The sequence below is a fragment of the Mesorhizobium sp. P2_A8 genome (genome assembly GCF_056404935.1).
The window spans coordinates 222,418-238,683 of sequence record NZ_JBFUDB010000008.1; the positions used below are offsets into that span (position 1 = coordinate 222,418).

The following is a 16,266-nucleotide window of genomic DNA, read 5'->3' on the forward strand; positions in this document are numbered from 1 at the left end:
ACGGACGGGCAGGGACGGCAGATCTCGCGCCATAGACACCCTAGTTCGCCCAACGCCGGCTCAGCCGTTTTCCTGCCGCCCGCAACCGGGAACTGGCGCCGACTGCCAGCCGCCTTATCGCCGCGCTGGTCGCGGCGCGCCGGTCGAGCGGCCAGCTCAGGGCGCAGACCTCCAACACCTCTCGCAGCCGCACCGGTGGGCTGGCGAGCATGCGCGCGACTGTACTGTGCGCTAGCCGTTGGGCGTCGTCCGCATCCTCGGCGCGCGCAAAGGGTTGCGATGCAGCAAGAAAGGCACGCAGCACGCCAAGCAGTTTGCGGTAGGCGGTGACGCGTCGCTCAGTGGCGATCTCATGCCCGCGCAGGAAGCGCGACATGTCCTGGGCGAAGGCGTCGTCGTAGAGGTCGTAGGTCAGGCCGATACGGGTCCACAGCGCCTCGCGGATCGGATGTGTCCGGTTGCGCCAGTTTTTTGAATTTGCCATCGACAGTCCGAGCGCATTCATCCGATAGCGCGTCAGCGGCTCGGCAAGGTTTCGCATGCGGCACAGGGGCAGCATCTGGAACCAGAGATAGTGGTCCTGCGAGACCAGTTCCTCGATCCTGTAATGTCCGGCCGCCTCGAAGCAACTGCGGCGATAAGCGACCGCCGAATGGTAGAACGGATTGTAAAACAGGATGGTCCACCGGATCTCCAGATCCGTTTGCGGCATTGCCTGTACATAGTGGACCTGATCGGCTTCGTCGATCAGTGTCACGGAACTTCCGACCATGCCCAGTTGCGGATCGTCGGCCAGTGCCGCGACGAGACGCCCGACATGCGTCGGCTCGGCGACATCATCGGCGTCCAGGCGAAGAATGATGTCGGCGCGAGCGGCTTCGATGCCGCGGTTGGCGGCTGCGGCGGTGCCTAGATTGGTGGGATTGACGACAATCCGGATGCGCGGGTCGCGACGCGCCAGCGCCTGGAAGACCGCGTCCTGGCCCGTCCCATCATCGACGATGATAAGTTCAAGGTCGCCAAATTCCTGCGCGAGTATGCTCTCGACCGCCGCATCGAGGAAGCGCTGGTCGGTATAGACGGTCATAACGACGGATGCGCGTGGAACGCGATCAGTTCCCGCCTCGGGTCTGTTCTCCAAAATTTCTCCCCTTGCCGATATTCCCCGATAGCCAACTAGGCAGTCAGCCGCAAACGGAAATCGTTACAAGGCGAGTTTGCCCGCTGTATCAGGCGAAAGCTTGGAGGCGGAGCCGGAGGCGGGCGTTGCCGACCGCCCCACCTCTTGCTCTGGTTCAGCGCTTCGGGCCGAAGCCTGGATAGGGGTTGAGCGGGACTATGGCGGCGATGTCCATCATCCCGGCCTTGACCAGAGGCAACGTGGCGAGATGACCGCGCACGTCGGCGTCGCTGCCGGCCTCGAACATCATGCCGCTGCCCGGGATGTCGCCGCGGTTCCAGACCTGGCGCACCGCGCCTTCAGAGTAGAGCGTGCGCCGCTGCTCGGCCTCGCCGGGGAGCAGCGGGGCGAAATCGGCATCGGTGAACTTTTCGGTGTTGCGGGTCAGAAGGGCAAAGAACTGCATGGCGGGTCTCCTTGGTTGGGATGGCCAAATATCGCCTTGACTGGTCAGACTGTCCAAGACTGAGTAGGCTAAAGTTGAGACCTAGAAGGACTTGATGCCTCGGAGAAAAAATGTTCGACCTGCGCCAGCTCCGCTATTTCGTCGCCGTCGCCGAAACCGGCAATGTCGGCCGCGCCGCCGAAATGCTGCACATTTCGCAGTCGCCGCTCAGCCGGCAGATCATGCAGCTCGAGCAGCAGCTTGGCGTTTCCCTGTTTGAAAGGGCAAAGCAACGGGTCCATCTCAACGCCGAAGGCCGTGCCTTCCTCACCGAGGCCCGCTCGCTGCTGTCCAATGCACGACGATTGGAGGAGTTCGGCCGCAACCTGGCCAGCGGCGCCGTCGGCCGTCTCGCCATCGGCTATGTCGAAGGCGCCGTGCATGCCGGGCTTGTCGCCGGGATGCTGCGCCAGTTCCGCCGCGAACGGCCGGATTTTCATCTTCAGTTGCGAAGCCTGCGTTCGGCGGCGCAACTGGAGGGGCTGCGGCAGCGGTCGCTCGATCTGGGCTTCGTCTATTCGCCGCCGGCCGAGGATGACCCTGATGTCGCAGCCATGGCGTTGCGCCATGAACCGCTGGTGCTTGCGATCCCCGAAGCCGATCCGCTTGTCGGGTTGTCGGAGATCAAGCCGCACCACCTCGACGGCCGCACCTGGATCACCGTCGTGCGCCAGCCCGACGACACAAACCGTGGCCAGTTCCTCGCCGCTTGCGCCAAGGCCGGCTTCCTGCCCGACATCGCCTACGAGACAGCCGATCCGCTGACTTCGCTCGGTCTCGTCAGCGCCGGTCTTGGCCTGGCCACGGTGCAGGCCAGCCTGCGTGCCGCCGCACCGTCGCGGATCGTGTTTCGCGACCTGCCATGGTTCGAACGAACGGTTTCCATCTATCTTGCCTGGCGGCGCCATGATCGCCGTGCGGTCATTGCCGGCTTGCGGCAGGCTGCTGGGGAAGAGCGTAGGGCAGTAGGCAGTAGGCAGTAGGCAGTAGGCAGTAGGCAGTAGGCAGTAGGCAAGCGGTTCACGGGCACAGCTTCCGGCGCTCCCTACTTCCTATTCCCTACTCACTTACAGCTTGTCGATCACCGACTGCATGCCCTCGGTCGGGGCGTCGACGGAGGAGCCGGCCACCATGATGGCGGCGACGATTGCCTCGGGGTCGTTGACCACCAGCGGCTTGACCCGCTGCGCGGTGTGAATGAAGCCCTCGGCGGCCATGTGATCGAGCAACGCCAGCATCGGATCCCAGAATCCGCCGATGTTGCCGAAGACGATCGGCTTGCGGTGATGGCCGAGCTGGGCCCAGGTCATGACCTCGACGATCTCCTCGACCGTGCCAATGCCGCCCGGCAGCGCCACAAAGGCGTCGGATTTTTCGAACATCCTGTGTTTGCGCTCGTGCATGTTGTCGGTGATCACGAGCTCGTCGAGCCGGTCAAGCGCGGTTTCGGTCGCCTCCTTGTTGATCAGGAAGCGCGGAATGATGCCCGTCACCTTGCCGCCGGCACGCAGGGCGCCCTCGGCGACGGCGCCCATGATGCCTTTGGTGCCGCCGCCATAAATCAGCCTGAGGCCGGAGCGCGCAAGCGAGCGCCCAAGCAGGTGGCCGGCCTTGGCATAGGTTTCATCGCGGCCCGGAGACGAGCCGCAATAGACGCAGACGGATCGAATCGTGTTCATACTGATGATTGGTGATTGGGTCTGAAAGCGGGGTCAAGCCCGGGCGGGCTTTTTCTTGTCGGTCTTGGCAAAACAGGCTAGACCGGCATTAGGTGGCTAAGGGGTAGGGAAATGGCAATTAATCCACTGAAGGCGTTCTTGTTCGCGGCGGGTGGGACCGTTGCGGCCGCAGGAACAGCCTATGTATCGGGCGCACTCGACCCGTATCTCAATCACACGCCGCCGGCTGAAGTGGCGGCACTGACGCCGCCCGCGGCGCCGAAACCTGCCGATCCAGGCACGGAAGCGCGGCTGCCGCCAGCGGCGGTCCCGGCCGCTCCCGTCACGGCGCCCCAGGCAACGGCCCCGGGCGCGCCGGCAACGGATGCGGCAGCGCCCGCTACGGCCGGTCCGATCGTGCCGTCCTTCGATGTGGTGCGCGTCGAGGGCAATGGCTCGATCGTCATTGCCGGCAATGCGGCGCCCAACTCGAAGGTCGAGATCCTCAACGGCACGACCGTGCTCGGCTCGACGGTCGCCGGTCCTGATGGCGCCTTTGTCATCGTGCTCGACGATCCGTTGAAACCCGGCGACTATACAATTGCACTGCGTTCGACAACGGGCGATGTGGTGACCGCCTCGGCGCAGACCGCCGTCGTTTCTGTTCCCAAGGATGCGGCCGGCCAGGTGCTGGCCATGGTCGAGGAGCCGGGCAAGCCGGCCGAACTGCTCACTGTTCCGGCGCCCGCCGCACCGGCCTCCGGCAACCAGGGTGCCGCCCCGGCTGCTCCTGCAGCCGAAGCGCCTGCCACTGCGGCTCCGGCCCCGGCCGGGGTTGAAGCATCACCTGCTCCGGCAGCACCAGCGACGCCGCCCGCCGTACCCGGGGCAGAACCCAAGATCGTCGTCGAGGCGGTCGAGATCGACGGCAACAAGATCTTTGTTGCCGGTCTTGCCGATCCGGGCCGCAAGGTGCGCGCCTACGCCAATGACATCCTGCTCGGCGACGCGCAGACGTCGCCCGACGGCCATTTCCTGGTCGAGGCGACGCGCGACATTCCGGTCGGCAGCTACACCATCCATGTCGATGGCCTCGATGCCGACGGGGTGAAAGTCGTGGCCCGTGCCGCCGTGCCCTTTGAGCGCGAGCCGGGTGAATCGGTCGCCGCCGTGGCGCCCGCCGAAGCAAAGCCCGCCGAGCCGAAGCTGGGCGCGCCGGCTGCCGCCGAAGCGCCTGCCGCTCCAGCACCTGCCGTGCCGGCCACCGCCGCTGCCGAAGCGCCAGCGACGCCGGCAGCGCCCGGCACCGAGGCTCCGGCGGCAACGCCGCCAGGCGATGTACCCGAGACGGTGGCGCCCAAGCTTGAGCATGCCGGCAGCGCCGTCATCATCCGCCGCAACGATACGCTGTGGCGGATTTCGCGGCGCGTCTACGGCCATGGCGTGCGCTACTCGACCATCTACCTCGCCAATCAGGACCAGATCAGCGATCCCGACCGCATCTGGCCGGGGCAGGTGTTCAAGGTCCCGGAAAAGTCGAAGGAAGGCGAAGCCGCCGACCTCAAGTCGATGGGCGAGCAGGCGACGACGGCGCCGACCAAGACCAAGTGATCGCATTGAGCAATGGCGCTCACCTCCATCGCGAGGCGGGCCCCCCTTCTCACAAGGAGGTCTGATCCCTTCGGCTGAGTGACTGCACAATCAGCTGAGGAAGGGCGTGGCTCGAGGTTTTGAACCAATCGGTGGCGCGCTGCGCGTGCCCGCGACCCAATCCCGTCGTCAGTCACTGATCGATCGCTAAGTGACGATCCATGTTCTCGGTCAATTCGGCCGCGCTCGGTCAGCCGGCCTGGGGAACAAATAGCTGAGGACGAACATGCCGATTGGGCGCTATAATCGGCGCGCAGTCAGAAGCAAGGCTTATAAATGAGAAAAGGCGACTTCAGCGAGCTGGCCATGTTTATCGCGGTCGCCGAAGAGGGAAGCTTTACACGTGCCGCCGCAAGGCTTGGCCTGTCCCAGTCGGCACTCAGCTATGCCGTCCGCATGCTCGAGGAGCGGCTCAAGGTCAGATTGATCTCACGAACGACGCGCAGCCTGTCGCTGACCGACGCAGGAGAAAGGTTGCTTCACAGCCTGCGTCCGGCATTCGACCATATTGACAATGAAATCGCTCAGCTCACCGCACTTCGTGATAGGCCTGCGGGCACGATCCGCATCACCACCTTCCGCCATGCGGCAAGAACGGTGCTCTGGCCTGTCCTGCTGAAGCTCCTGCCGGAATATCCGGACATCGCTGTCGAAATCAATGTTGATGAAGGGCTCACCGACATCGTCGCCGGGCGATTCGACGCGGGCATCCGCGTCGGAGAGCAGATCGAGAAAGACATGGTTGCGGTTCGGGTGAGCGCCGATATCCGCATGGCGGTGGTCGGCTCCCCAACCTACTTTGCCACCCGTGAGGTTCCACAAACGCCGCGTGATTTGAGCAACCACAATTGCGTCAGCTACCGGCAGAGCGCAGGGGGTGGGCTCTATGCCTGGGAGTTCGAGCGCGATGGCGTCGAGCTTGAGGTCCGGGTCAGCGGGTCGCTCGTCATCAACGACAATGAGATGCTGGTAAACGCTGCCCTCGGCGGACTGGGGCTGGTTTACACTTTCGAAACTCAGGTTGCCCGGCACGTTGCCGACGGACGCCTGATTCGTGTGCTGGAGGATTGGTGCCCGCCATTCTCCGGCTATCACCTCTACTATCCTAGCAGACGACAACATACGCCAGCCTTCGCCGTTCTGGTCGAAGCGCTTCGTTACAGAGGCTAGTGCGACTTGGTGATACGGTTCTGAAACGCGACTGTACATTTATCTATTTCATTTCTAACTACATGCGAATTGTGCCGTCTAATCGGATAGAGCAGCGTGGCCTATCTTCCTGTTCATCGAAAACAGGAGTTAGAAATGAGCAAGGTCTGGTTCATCACAGGTGCCGGCAGCGGCATCGGCGCCGCCACCGCCAGGGCGGCCCTGAAGGCCGGCGATCGGGTGATCGCGACTGGCCGCAATCTCGATAAGGTCCGCAATGCATTGAGCGATGTCGCAGGCGACAGGCTCGTGTGCGTCCAGTTGGACGTCGCCAACGAAGCGCAGGCGAGGGCTGCGGTCGATGAGGCGATGAAGGTCTTTGGACGCATCGACGTCCTGGTGAACAATGCCGGCTACAGCCTGCTCGGCAATTTCGAGGAGCTGAGCAGCGCCCAGATCGAGGGACTGATCTCGACCAATCTGTACGGCGTCATCCACGTCATGCGCGCGATTCTTCCGGTCATGCGCAAACGACGCTCGGGCCGGATCATCAACATCAGTTCGCTTGCCGGCATAATGGGCTTCAAGCATTGCGGCGCCTACAGCGCTGCCAAATTCGCGGTCGAAGGCCTTTCCCTCTCGGTGGCGCAGGAGGTCGAACAGTTCGGCATCAAGATCGTGGTAGTCGCACCGGGCTTCTTTCGAACGGACCTCCTCGATGCGCAGAACGCCAAATATAGCGCCAGCACGATCGAGGACTACGCGGCTGAAGGGACTGCCCAAGACATGTGGTCTGGCTATGACGGCAAACAGCAAGGTGATCCCGCCAAGCTCGGCGCTGTCTTCGTCAAACTTGCCGGGATGGAGAATCCGCCAAGGCAGTTCCTGGCCGGCAGCGACGCCTTTGCGGCGTTCAAGCCGGTCCTCGAAGGGCGCCTTGAGGAACTGAGTGCTTACGAGGATCTGTCCAGGTCGACAGACGGCTCATTCTAGCCCCCAAGCCAAAGGAATAATACAATGAAGAAATTCGCCATCGGCGCGGCTGCGGCCACGGCCGTCACCATCGCTCTCGCGGCAACAGGCTACGCGCAGAACACACATGCGCCCGGCTACATGATCGCCAACTACACGGTCAAGGATCAGGCGGGCTACCGAAAATATATGGAAGAGGCGGGCCCGCTTGCTCCGAAATACGGCGGCAAGATCATTGTCTTCAACCTCAACGCGACCGCTGTGGAGGGCCAGCCGAAAAAGGTCATGGCCATAGCCGAGTTTCCAAGCCTGGCCGACGCCCAGCGCTTCTACAATTCTCCCGAGTATACGGCCGCGAGGAAGTTCCGCGTCGCCTCGACCGAAGGCACGGTTGTCATCACGGGAGGGTTTGTCCCTCCGCAGCCATAACGAGCGAATAGGGCGGGCAACACCGAGTGTATCCTCGCCTCAAATCCCCGCGGACATCGACATCTCAACAACCATCAAGGAGGTCCACATGGGCAACCAGCGCGACAATTCTGTTCAGCAGGAAGGCGCTCTCTCGAATGACCGCCGACAGCTTCTGAAAGCCGGGGTGGCGCTTGCCGCTCTCCCCATCATCGCCGCCTCATCTGCAGTTGCAACGGCTGCAGACAACCAGACGACAACGGGTGCAACAATGACCGACGCCAAATCCGACGAGTTCATCAATGGCATGGCTGATTTGATGGCGCATTCGACCCGCACCCCGATCCTGCGGTGGCCGCACGAGTATGGCCTGGAGTACGAGGAGATTTTCTTCCCGGCGATTGACGGTGTGACGATCGAGGGCTGGTTCATTCCCGCCGACTCCGACAAATTGCTCATCTTCAATCACCCGATGCCTTGCAATCGCTACGGCTATCCGGGCCATCTGGAGCCGTGGACAAATTTCGGCGGCTTCGAGGTGAACTTCCTGCCGGAATACAAGCTCCTGCATGATGCCGGCTACAACATCATCACTTACGACATGCGCAACCACGGCCGCAGTGGAACGGGGAGCGGCGGCATCAATGGCCACGGCGTGCTGGAATATCGTGACGTGATCGGATCATTGCAATACGCCAAATCCCGGCCCGATACGAAGGACATGAAGACCGCCCTTTACAGTCGCTGCCTAGGCGCCAATGCGACGATCGTGGGCATGAAGAAGCACCCGGAAGAATTCGCCCACATCAAGGCGATGATCGCCTTGCAGCCGGTGTCGCCGGCAGTGTTCGTCCAAACGGCGATGGAGAACCAGAAAATCGCAAATGGTGTCGAACTGTTCGACGTGGCTTTTCACAAGCAGACGGGCTTCCACCTCGCTGACGTCTGGCCAATGGAATATGCCAAGGCGGTGACGGTTCCGACACTCGTCGCGCAGGTCCGCAATGATTTCCTGACCAAGCCCTCCAACGTGCAGGAAATCTATGACACCATTTCCTCCAGGGACAAGAAACTGTTCTGGATCGAAGGGACGGACCAGCGTTTCGAAGGCTACAACTACTTCGGCAAGAACCCGCAACTGGTGCTGGATTGGTTCGACGCCCGCGTTTCATGACATCGCAGCCAATCTGCCCATAAGGGCAGCTTGCCGCAGACCCGGTCATCGTTTATCGCCGATGGACGATGACCGAATCCCTAGTTGAAGCCGGCACAAGCTGTCCAGGGCCGGAAAAACTCGCCCCCGACAGCCGCGCTATCGCCGCCCGCATGGCGGCACTTTCGCATCCGGCACGCATCGAAATCCTGAAGCATCTGTCGGCCAGCAACTCCTGTTGCTGCCGCGAAGTCGTCGATCGTTTCGATCTGGCGCAGTCCACCGTGTCGCAACACCTGAAGATATTGGTCGAAGCCGGGCTGGTCCGCTTCGAGCCTGACCGCCAGCGCTCGCGCTATGCGGTCGACCACGCCGCGCTCGCCGATGTATCCGCATCGGTCGCCGCGCTCGTCAATTCCTGCTGCTCCGGCCGCTGAAAATAAGAAGAAGGCATAAGAAATGGCCCAAAAAACCGTCTCCGACTCCTCGACCTTCAAGACGTTGCTCAACCTGTGGCCTTACATGTGGCCGGCGGACCGCGCTGATCTCAGGGCACGGGTCACCTGGGCGACGCTTCTGCTGGTCGTTGCCAAGCTGACGCTGGTCGCCGGCCCATATTTCTTCAAATGGGCGACCGATGCTCTGGCGGGCGACGCCAAGTCCGTGCCGCCGCTGCCGACCTTCCTTTTGGCGCCCGTCATGCTGGTCGTCGCCTACAATGTCGTGCGCCTGGTGCAGCTTGGCTTCAACCAGCTGCGCGACGCGCTGTTTGCCCGCGTCGGCCAGTATGCAGTGCGCCAGCTTGCCTTCCGCACCTTCGTCCACATGCATGAACTGTCGCTGCGCTTCCATCTCGAGCGGCGCACCGGCGGCCTGTCGCGGATCATCGAGCGCGGCACCAAGGGCATCGAGACGATCGTGCGCTTCATCATGCTCAACACGGCGCCGACCATCCTCGAATTCGCGCTGACCACCGGCATCTTCGCCTACACCTATGGCTGGAAATACGTCGTCGTCGTCGCGGTCACCGTCTGGGTCTACGTCTGGTTCACGGTCCGCGCCAGCGATTGGCGCATCTCGATCCGCCGCGACATGAACGACAGCGACACCGACGCCAACACCAAGGCGATCGACTCGCTGCTCAACTACGAGACGGTCAAATATTTCAACAACGAAGGCATGGAGGCCGAGCGCTTCGACCGCTCGATGGCGCGCTACGAGACCGCCGCGACGCGCATCTGGACCTCGCTCGGCTGGCTGAATTTCGGCCAGGGCATCATCTTCGGCCTCGGCACCGTCATCGTCATGTGCATGTCGGCGCTGGAAGTGCAGGCCGGCACGCAGACGGTCGGCGACTTCGTCTTCATAAACGCCATGCTGATGCAGCTGTCGGTGCCGCTCAATTTCATCGGCTTCATTTACCGCGAAATCCGCCAGGGGCTGACCGATATCGAGCAGATGTTCGACCTTTTGGATGTGCCGCAAGAGATCGTCGACAAGCCGGGCGCCAGCCCGCTCGCCGTCAGCGCCGGCAAGGTCGAGTTCCGCGACGTGCATTTCTCCTATGACCCGAACCGCAAGATCCTGAAGGGCATCAGCTTCGAGGTGCCGGCCGGCAAGACGGTCGCCATTGTCGGGCCGTCGGGCGCCGGCAAGTCGACGATCTCGCGGCTTCTGTTCCGCTTTTACGACGTCCAGGCCGGCCAGGTGCTGATCGATGACCAGGATATCAGAGACGTAACCCAGGAGAGCCTGCGCGGGGCAATCGGCATGGTGCCGCAGGACACCGTGCTGTTCAACGACACCATCGCCTACAACATCCGCTATGGCCGCATCGGCGCCAGCGAGGAGGACATGCGCAAGGCGGCCGAACTTGCCCAGATCGGCCCTTTCATCGAGCGGCTGCCCGACGGCTACAAGTCGATGGTCGGCGAACGCGGCCTGAAGCTCTCCGGCGGAGAGAAACAGCGCGTGGCGATCGCCCGCACCATTTTGAAAGCGCCGCCGATCCTGATGCTGGATGAAGCGACTTCGGCGCTCGACAGCCACACCGAACAGGAGATCCAGGCCGCGCTCGATCTGGTCAGCCGCGGCCGCACCACCATTGTCATCGCCCACCGGCTGTCGACAGTGATTTCGGCCGACGAGATAATCGTGCTGCAGGATGGCCAGATCGCCGAGCGTGGCACCCATGCCGAGCTGATGCGCAAACATGGCCTCTACGCCTCGATGTGGGACCGCCAGCGCGAAGCGACCGAGGCCGAGGAGCGGCTGCGCATCGCCCGCGAGGGTGACGAGCTTGGCGTCATCGTCCGCCGCCGCACATCGGAGGTGAATTGAAGGCAAACTGATTTTCTGCGCTTGACCTCAACTTAAGTTGAGATCGTAGACCGATCTTGGAGCCCGATAACAAGAGCATTCAAGAACGGAGCAATCGAAAATGAGCAAGATAAATCAGAGTGTTAACGGCGGCAGCGTGTTCAGGGTGGACAAGTTCGTCGTCCCCGCCGCGGCCCGCGAGGAGATACTCGCCAAGGTCAGGACGACGCATGAACTGCTGCGCCGGCAGGATGGCTTCGTGCAGGATTTCCTGCTCGAGCAATTCTCGGGGCCGGGCGAATTCAACCTCGTCACGATCGTCGAATGGGAAAGCCAGGCGGCCGTCGACCGGGTCGTGCCGATCGTCAAGGCCGCGCACGAGCGCATCGCCTTCAACCCGCAGGAGACGATCGCCCGGCTCGGCGTGCGGGCCGACATCGCGAACTATCAGCGGATACCCCGGGTGTAAGTTAGCCTCTTACGGCCAGCCGACGCCAGGTGCCGGCGCTTCGACGCTGAGCACCTGGCCGGTGCGGGCATCCCCGGTCATATGCTCGAAGCCGCGCCATTCGGCGGCGGCGATGAACAGCGTTTTCCCGATCGCACCGCCCAGCATACAGGCAAAGCAGCCGCGATCGATAGTGACCGTCTGCAGCACCTCGCCGCCTTCGAGCACCCGCACACAGTGCTTGTTGGGCACATCCGCATACCAGGCGGCGCCTTCGGCATCGAGGCAGATACCGTCGGGAAAACCGTCGAGATCGGCCCAGACCCGGCGGTTGGACAGGGTGCCGTCCGCGGCGATGTCGAAGGCGGTCAGCCGGTTGGCGTGCGATTCGGCAATGATCAGCGTCTTGTTGTCCGGCGTCACTGCCATGCCGTTGGCAAAGGCGATGTTTTCCGCCACTTGCCGGACCGCGCCGTCCGGCGTGATCAGCACGATGGTACCTGGGCCGAAATGCTGGCCGGAATCCGGCGCCGGGCCGCCGCCATTGACATAGATGTTGCCGCGCCCATCGACGACGATCTCATTCCACGGGCTTTTCGACAGAGGCCGCAAATCGGCATGGGTAACCAGTGAACCGTCCGGTTCCTGGCGTAGGAGCAAGCCCTCGCGACCTGAGACGACGAGCAGGCGGCCATCCGGCAGCCAGTCGATGGAGTAAGGCAGGACAGCCGGTACGGTGAGCATAATCTCGCGGTTGCCGTCGGCATCGACTGCGATGATCTCGCCTGTGCCCCAGTTGCAGAGCCACAGGCGTCCGTCACGCCAACGTGGCGACTCGCCGAAGGCGAGGCCGCTGGTTACAAGGTTGGCGGTGCGCGATGCTGACGTCGACGAATGCATTGCGTGGCTCCCCGGGGTTGGTCACTGTCCCAAGGACGGATGAAGAGGTGGCATGCCGACATGGTCATCGGCAATTTCTCTTGACGAAGCGGCGACAGATCAAGCTCGGAAGCCTTTTATCTCCGTGCATTGATGATATTGTTTCGTTGGAACAACTCGCCACCAGTTGCTTGTGCGATGCAGGGAAGTATTTTGGATGTTCGGATTTTTTTCGCGTAAGTCCAAGAAAATCTCCGAGAAGCCGGTTGGAGCTTCGTCTCCTTCAACGAAGCGCCTGTCGGGAACCGGGCTGCTAATGCCAGTGATCGTACCTCGGTCAACTGTGGAAAACGCGGTCGAACAGCCCTTTGAGCTCGTCTTCGCTGTGGAGAAATTCATTCACGCTTTGGTTTCCAAAGGGCTCTACCGTCATCCGGAGATCAACCCGAAGGCTATGCAGGTCTCCCACGCCGATTTGTATTCCGCCGAGGTGAAAAATGGCGGCCACAGCCAGTTCATCCACAATGCCGGCCAGGAGTTCGATACTATGGTTGCCAACGCGCATGCCGGTCTCACTGCGGCTGGTGCGAATGGGCAGCTGGCGACTCTGGAAAAGATGTCCGTCTAGGTCGCGGAGCATCCTGACGAAGCCGCAGGAGAGGCCGGCTTCGAGGGTGGTCGAGACGATTTTCTCGACATGCTTGACGATGCTTTCTACGACGCCGACGAGGCCGCGCCGATGCTCGACCTGTTGGCGCGCTGGATCGCTTCATGGCCCGATCTGCAAATTGTCGACGACGATGATTGCGATGAAGCCATCCTACAGATGGCAATGGCCAATCCCCGGCGCGAATCCAGGCTTCTCCACCGCTCGATTGCCAAGCTGACAAGCCAGATGATCGGCTGGCGAGATGTCGGTGCCAGCCTTGCCTGTGCCATGGTCTCCCCGCCTGAGATCAGATTGGCGTTCGGCACGGCGAGGGTGCAGAATGTCGAGGGGGAGCAGCAGATGGTTTTCCAACTTCGCACGAGCGGCAAGGAGCCCCGCCTAAGTGTTGTTACGGACACTCATGCTGCCGTCTATGAACACATCGCTCCTGAAGACCCGCCTATTGCGCGCGCGGGTGAAAATCGATTTGCCGCAGGCGCTCCTCGTGTCGGGCGCCGGCTCGGGCATGTCGACGCGCAAACGATAGCAAGGGTGATCGACCTGGCGGAGGAATATCACGCACCGGTCGCCGTCGACCTGCTTTTACGCAAGGCCGGAGTTGATCCCACCGATGCCATCGTCTCGGCGAACTCGATTGTGCAGCGCGAAGGAACCCTGATTGTGAATTGGGTGGTGATGGCAGGCCGTCACGCCTTCCTCTTTCAGTCGTCCCCAGACCGCGGGGTGCTACTGCGCGGCGACAACGAGGGGAGCCTGGCGGAGGCTTATCGGCCCGAGCTTGAGGAATATTTCGACCAAGCCGCTGCAGCCGGCGAATAAAACTCCGCTCTGGGCGGAATGCTGGCGAGGCGGCGCCTTGCCGACAACAGCCCTACTGGTTCTCGCTCAGGAAAAAATTGCCATCGGCATGGCCGTTGGCGCCGCATGATGGCGGTTCCGAAACGCCATCCTTGCCGGTGCCGCTCTGTTCGGCGACCAGCGCATCGCCGTCGCGACGGAATGTGAAAACAAAACCGGTCGGCTTGTCGTTGTCGTCGGTATCGACAAGCCGCAATTCCTTGCGGACCTTGACCGTGCCGCCGATTTCGCACGAACCACTGCCGGAGACGGGATTGGCGACCTCTTCCGACACGTCGAGCTTGCCAGCGCCAGCCGCTGCGATCTCGACCGTGCCGCGAACGCTACTCCATGTGCCGACGAAACGGCTGTCCGCCGGCTTGCGGATGCCGGCGAGGAAGGCCGCGCGGTCGCGCAGGAATTCGCCGAGATCGAGATTCTGCTGGTCCTTGGGCGTGTTCTCGTTGAAGCCGGCGATCTGGTCGCGATACAAGATGAAATCGCTTTGGTCGTCCCGCAAGGCCTTGCCGGCATGAGGATCGAGCATCTTCATCACCGCCGCGTAGTTCTTCGCGACATCAGCATCGGCCTGCGCCAGGGCAGGGTCGGAACAGATGGCCTTTTCCGCCGCGCTGGCGGCCTTGGCGCAGTCGAAGGATGGCCTGGCTTGCGCCATTGCGCTGCCATTCGATGCCAGCAATGCGGCCAGAACCGTATTCATGGCCGCGCATCGTCTGGCATCAAGGTTCGCCCGGTTCAGGTGTCGGATCATGGGCAGTCGGTCTTTTCTCCGGGCTACTACCTGGCGGTAGCCTGAATTCTGGCGGCAATGATGCGGACAGGCAAGCGTCACGGCTCCCGCCAGTCGCGGCCAATGCCGCCTTGCCGATTGTTGCGTTGCGGCGAAGGGGGCTTTCGGCTATTGAGGCCGGACTTGAAACGGAGCCTGCCCCAGCCCGATGAGCCTAGTCGATACGGTCAAGAACGCGTTCGTACCGATCCATCGCGAAGGCTATCCCTTTATCGCGGCCTTTGGCGCGGCTACGCTTTTCCTCGGCTATTTCTCCTCGATCCTGTTCTGGATCGGCCTCATCCTGTCGGCCTGGTGCGTCTATTTCTTCCGTGATCCCGAGCGCGTCACGCCGGTCGACGACCGCCTTGTGGTGAGCCCGGCCGATGGCATCATTTCGGCGGTTGGACCGGCGGTGCCGCCGCGCGAACTCGGCCTCGGCAATGTCGAGATGACCCGCATCTCGGTGTTCATGAACGTGTTTTCCTGCCATGTGAACCGCGCCCCGGTGCGCGGCCGTATCGCCAAGATCGAACATCGGCCGGGAAAATTCCTCAACGCCGAACTCGACAAGGCGAGCACCGAGAACGAGCGCAACGGCCTGGTCATCGAGAGCCCCAACGGCACCGTCGCCGCTGTACAGATCGCTGGCCTGGTGGCGCGCCGCATCGTCTGCTGGGCTGAGGCCGGCGGCTCGATCGCCATCGGCGAGCGCTTCGGCTTGATCCGCTTCGGCTCGCGCGTCGACGTGTTCCTGCCTCTGACCGCCACGCCGCGCGTTGCCGTTGGCCAGACGGCGGTCGGTGGTGAAACCGTGCTGGCCGAATTCGGCGGTGTCGCCGGCACCCCCCTCGTGCGGATTTCCTGACCGGTGGGCACGCAGTACAAAAAATTCGAAGCGCATGCCAGCGGCGGCCCGCGCATCCGCGAAATCCCGATGCGCATGGTGCTGCCCAACCTCGTCACCGTGCTTGCCATCTGTGCCGGCCTGTCCGGCATCCGTTTCGGCTTCGAAGGCCGCTTCGAACCGGCGGTGGTGATGGTGCTGCTCGCGGCGTTCCTCGACGGCATTGACGGGCGCCTGGCGCGGATGCTGAAGGCGACCTCCAAATTCGGCGCGCAGATGGATTCGCTGGCCGACATCGTCAACTTCGGTGTTGCGCCCGCCCTGGTGCTCTATGCCTTCCTGCTCGACCGTGCAGGATCGCCAGGCTGGATTGCCGCGCTCCTGTTCGCCATCGCCTGCGGGCTCAGGCTTGCCCGCTTCAACGTGCTCGATGACGAAAAGGCCGAACGCCCCATGTGGCAGTCCGAATATTTCGTCGGCGTGCCGGCGCCGGCCGGCGCCGTGCTGGTGATGCTGCCGCTCTATCTCTATTTCCTGCGCACGGGTCTGGAGCCCAGTCGCCCGGCTGCCTTCGTAGCCACCGGCTTCACGGTCCTGGTTGCCTTCCTGCTGGTCAGCCGGCTGCCGGTCTATTCCGGCAAAAGCCTGAGAATTCCGGGCGACAAGGTGCTGCCGATCATCCTGGCTGTCGTGCTCTACGTGCTGTTGCTGATGACCTATCCCTGGTACACGCTGACCGCCTCCGTCGCCGGTTATCTGCTCTTCCTGCCGTTCAGCGTGCGCGCCTACTCGAAGCGCGCCAAGCAGGAGGGCGAGAAGGTGCCGCCTTCGGACATCGGGTAGCAGATCTGTCGCGAATTC

General features: G+C 62.5%; 18 protein-coding genes. 13 read left to right on the forward strand and 5 right to left on the reverse strand.

What is annotated here, in order from left to right; genetic code table 11:
* Nucleotides 1-40: 40 nt before the first annotated feature.
* Nucleotides 41-1,141 (reverse strand): glycosyltransferase, encoded by a 1,101-nt coding sequence (locus tag AC1D10_RS23860; RefSeq protein WP_477276185.1) that lies wholly within the window; start codon nt 1,139-1,141, stop codon nt 41-43.
* A gap of 154 nt (nt 1,142-1,295) precedes the next feature.
* The gene (locus AC1D10_RS23865; RefSeq protein ID WP_477276187.1) at nt 1,296-1,586 is read right to left on the reverse strand and encodes a hypothetical protein; all 291 of its coding nucleotides are present in this window, start codon (nt 1,584-1,586) and stop codon (nt 1,296-1,298) included.
* Nucleotides 1,587-1,696: 110 nt separating this feature from the next.
* Here AC1D10_RS23865 and AC1D10_RS23870 point away from each other — a divergent pair, with 110 nt between their 5' ends.
* The gene (locus AC1D10_RS23870; RefSeq protein WP_477276189.1) at nt 1,697-2,608 is read left to right on the forward strand and encodes a LysR substrate-binding domain-containing protein; all 912 of its coding nucleotides are present in this window, start codon (nt 1,697-1,699) and stop codon (nt 2,606-2,608) included.
* A gap of 84 nt (nt 2,609-2,692) precedes the next feature.
* On the opposite strand, the gene AC1D10_RS23875 is transcribed toward AC1D10_RS23870, so the two are convergent.
* The gene (locus AC1D10_RS23875; protein ID WP_111549207.1) at nt 2,693-3,304 is read right to left on the reverse strand and encodes an LOG family protein; all 612 of its coding nucleotides are present in this window, start codon (nt 3,302-3,304) and stop codon (nt 2,693-2,695) included.
* Between the two features lie 111 nt (nt 3,305-3,415).
* Here AC1D10_RS23875 and AC1D10_RS23880 point away from each other — a divergent pair, with 111 nt between their 5' ends.
* From AC1D10_RS23880 to AC1D10_RS23915, 8 genes are all read left to right on the forward strand, one after another.
* Complete coding sequence (locus AC1D10_RS23880) at nt 3,416-4,894, forward strand: LysM peptidoglycan-binding domain-containing protein (RefSeq protein ID WP_477276191.1); 1,479 nt, start codon at nt 3,416-3,418, stop codon at nt 4,892-4,894.
* Nucleotides 4,895-5,209: 315 nt separating this feature from the next.
* Entirely contained in the window at nt 5,210-6,103 is an 894-nt protein-coding gene (locus tag AC1D10_RS23885; protein ID WP_477276193.1) for a LysR family transcriptional regulator, read from the forward strand.
* Nucleotides 6,104-6,238: 135 nt separating this feature from the next.
* Nucleotides 6,239-7,075, forward strand: coding sequence for an SDR family oxidoreductase (locus AC1D10_RS23890; protein WP_477276195.1), 837 nt, complete (start codon nt 6,239-6,241; stop codon nt 7,073-7,075).
* A gap of 24 nt (nt 7,076-7,099) precedes the next feature.
* The gene (locus AC1D10_RS23895) at nt 7,100-7,483 is read left to right on the forward strand and encodes a DUF1330 domain-containing protein (RefSeq protein WP_477276197.1); all 384 of its coding nucleotides are present in this window, start codon (nt 7,100-7,102) and stop codon (nt 7,481-7,483) included.
* 88 nt (nt 7,484-7,571) lie between these two features.
* Nucleotides 7,572-8,636, forward strand: coding sequence for an alpha/beta hydrolase family protein (locus AC1D10_RS23900; protein WP_477276199.1), 1,065 nt, complete (start codon nt 7,572-7,574; stop codon nt 8,634-8,636).
* A 68-nt stretch (nt 8,637-8,704) separates the two neighbouring features.
* Nucleotides 8,705-9,052, forward strand: coding sequence for an ArsR/SmtB family transcription factor (locus AC1D10_RS23905; protein WP_477276201.1), 348 nt, complete (start codon nt 8,705-8,707; stop codon nt 9,050-9,052).
* A gap of 22 nt (nt 9,053-9,074) precedes the next feature.
* Nucleotides 9,075-10,955: an ABCB family ABC transporter ATP-binding protein/permease gene (locus tag AC1D10_RS23910; RefSeq protein WP_477276203.1), complete on the forward strand. Its 1,881-nt coding sequence runs from the start codon at nt 9,075-9,077 to the stop codon at nt 10,953-10,955.
* Nucleotides 10,956-11,055: 100 nt separating this feature from the next.
* Nucleotides 11,056-11,403: an antibiotic biosynthesis monooxygenase gene (locus AC1D10_RS23915; protein WP_477276205.1), complete on the forward strand. Its 348-nt coding sequence runs from the start codon at nt 11,056-11,058 to the stop codon at nt 11,401-11,403.
* 9 nt (nt 11,404-11,412) lie between these two features.
* Here the strand turns inward: AC1D10_RS23915 and AC1D10_RS23920 are convergent, their stop codons facing one another.
* Complete coding sequence (locus AC1D10_RS23920) at nt 11,413-12,282, reverse strand: SMP-30/gluconolactonase/LRE family protein (RefSeq protein ID WP_477276207.1); 870 nt, start codon at nt 12,280-12,282, stop codon at nt 11,413-11,415.
* Between the two features lie 196 nt (nt 12,283-12,478).
* Between AC1D10_RS23920 and AC1D10_RS23925 the strand changes: the two genes are divergently transcribed.
* A complete protein-coding gene (locus tag AC1D10_RS23925; RefSeq protein ID WP_477276209.1) occupies nt 12,479-12,889 on the forward strand; it encodes a DMP19 family protein in 411 nt (136 codons plus the stop codon).
* Nucleotides 12,890-12,958: 69 nt separating this feature from the next.
* Nucleotides 12,959-13,750 (forward strand): hypothetical protein, encoded by a 792-nt coding sequence (locus AC1D10_RS23930; protein WP_477276211.1) that lies wholly within the window; start codon nt 12,959-12,961, stop codon nt 13,748-13,750.
* A gap of 52 nt (nt 13,751-13,802) precedes the next feature.
* Here the strand turns inward: AC1D10_RS23930 and AC1D10_RS23935 are convergent, their stop codons facing one another.
* Nucleotides 13,803-14,489 carry a lysozyme inhibitor LprI family protein gene (locus AC1D10_RS23935; protein WP_477276213.1) on the reverse strand — a complete coding sequence of 229 codons (687 nt, stop codon included), beginning with the start codon at nt 14,487-14,489 and terminating at the stop codon, nt 13,803-13,805.
* A gap of 238 nt (nt 14,490-14,727) precedes the next feature.
* Here AC1D10_RS23935 and AC1D10_RS23940 point away from each other — a divergent pair, with 238 nt between their 5' ends.
* Nucleotides 14,728-15,426 (forward strand): phosphatidylserine decarboxylase, encoded by a 699-nt coding sequence (locus AC1D10_RS23940; protein ID WP_477276215.1) that lies wholly within the window; start codon nt 14,728-14,730, stop codon nt 15,424-15,426.
* Between the two features lie 3 nt (nt 15,427-15,429).
* On the forward strand, nt 15,430-16,248 hold the full coding sequence (locus AC1D10_RS23945) for a CDP-alcohol phosphatidyltransferase family protein (RefSeq protein ID WP_477276217.1): 819 nt from the start codon (nt 15,430-15,432) through the stop codon (nt 16,246-16,248).
* Nucleotides 16,249-16,266 lie beyond the last annotated feature (18 nt).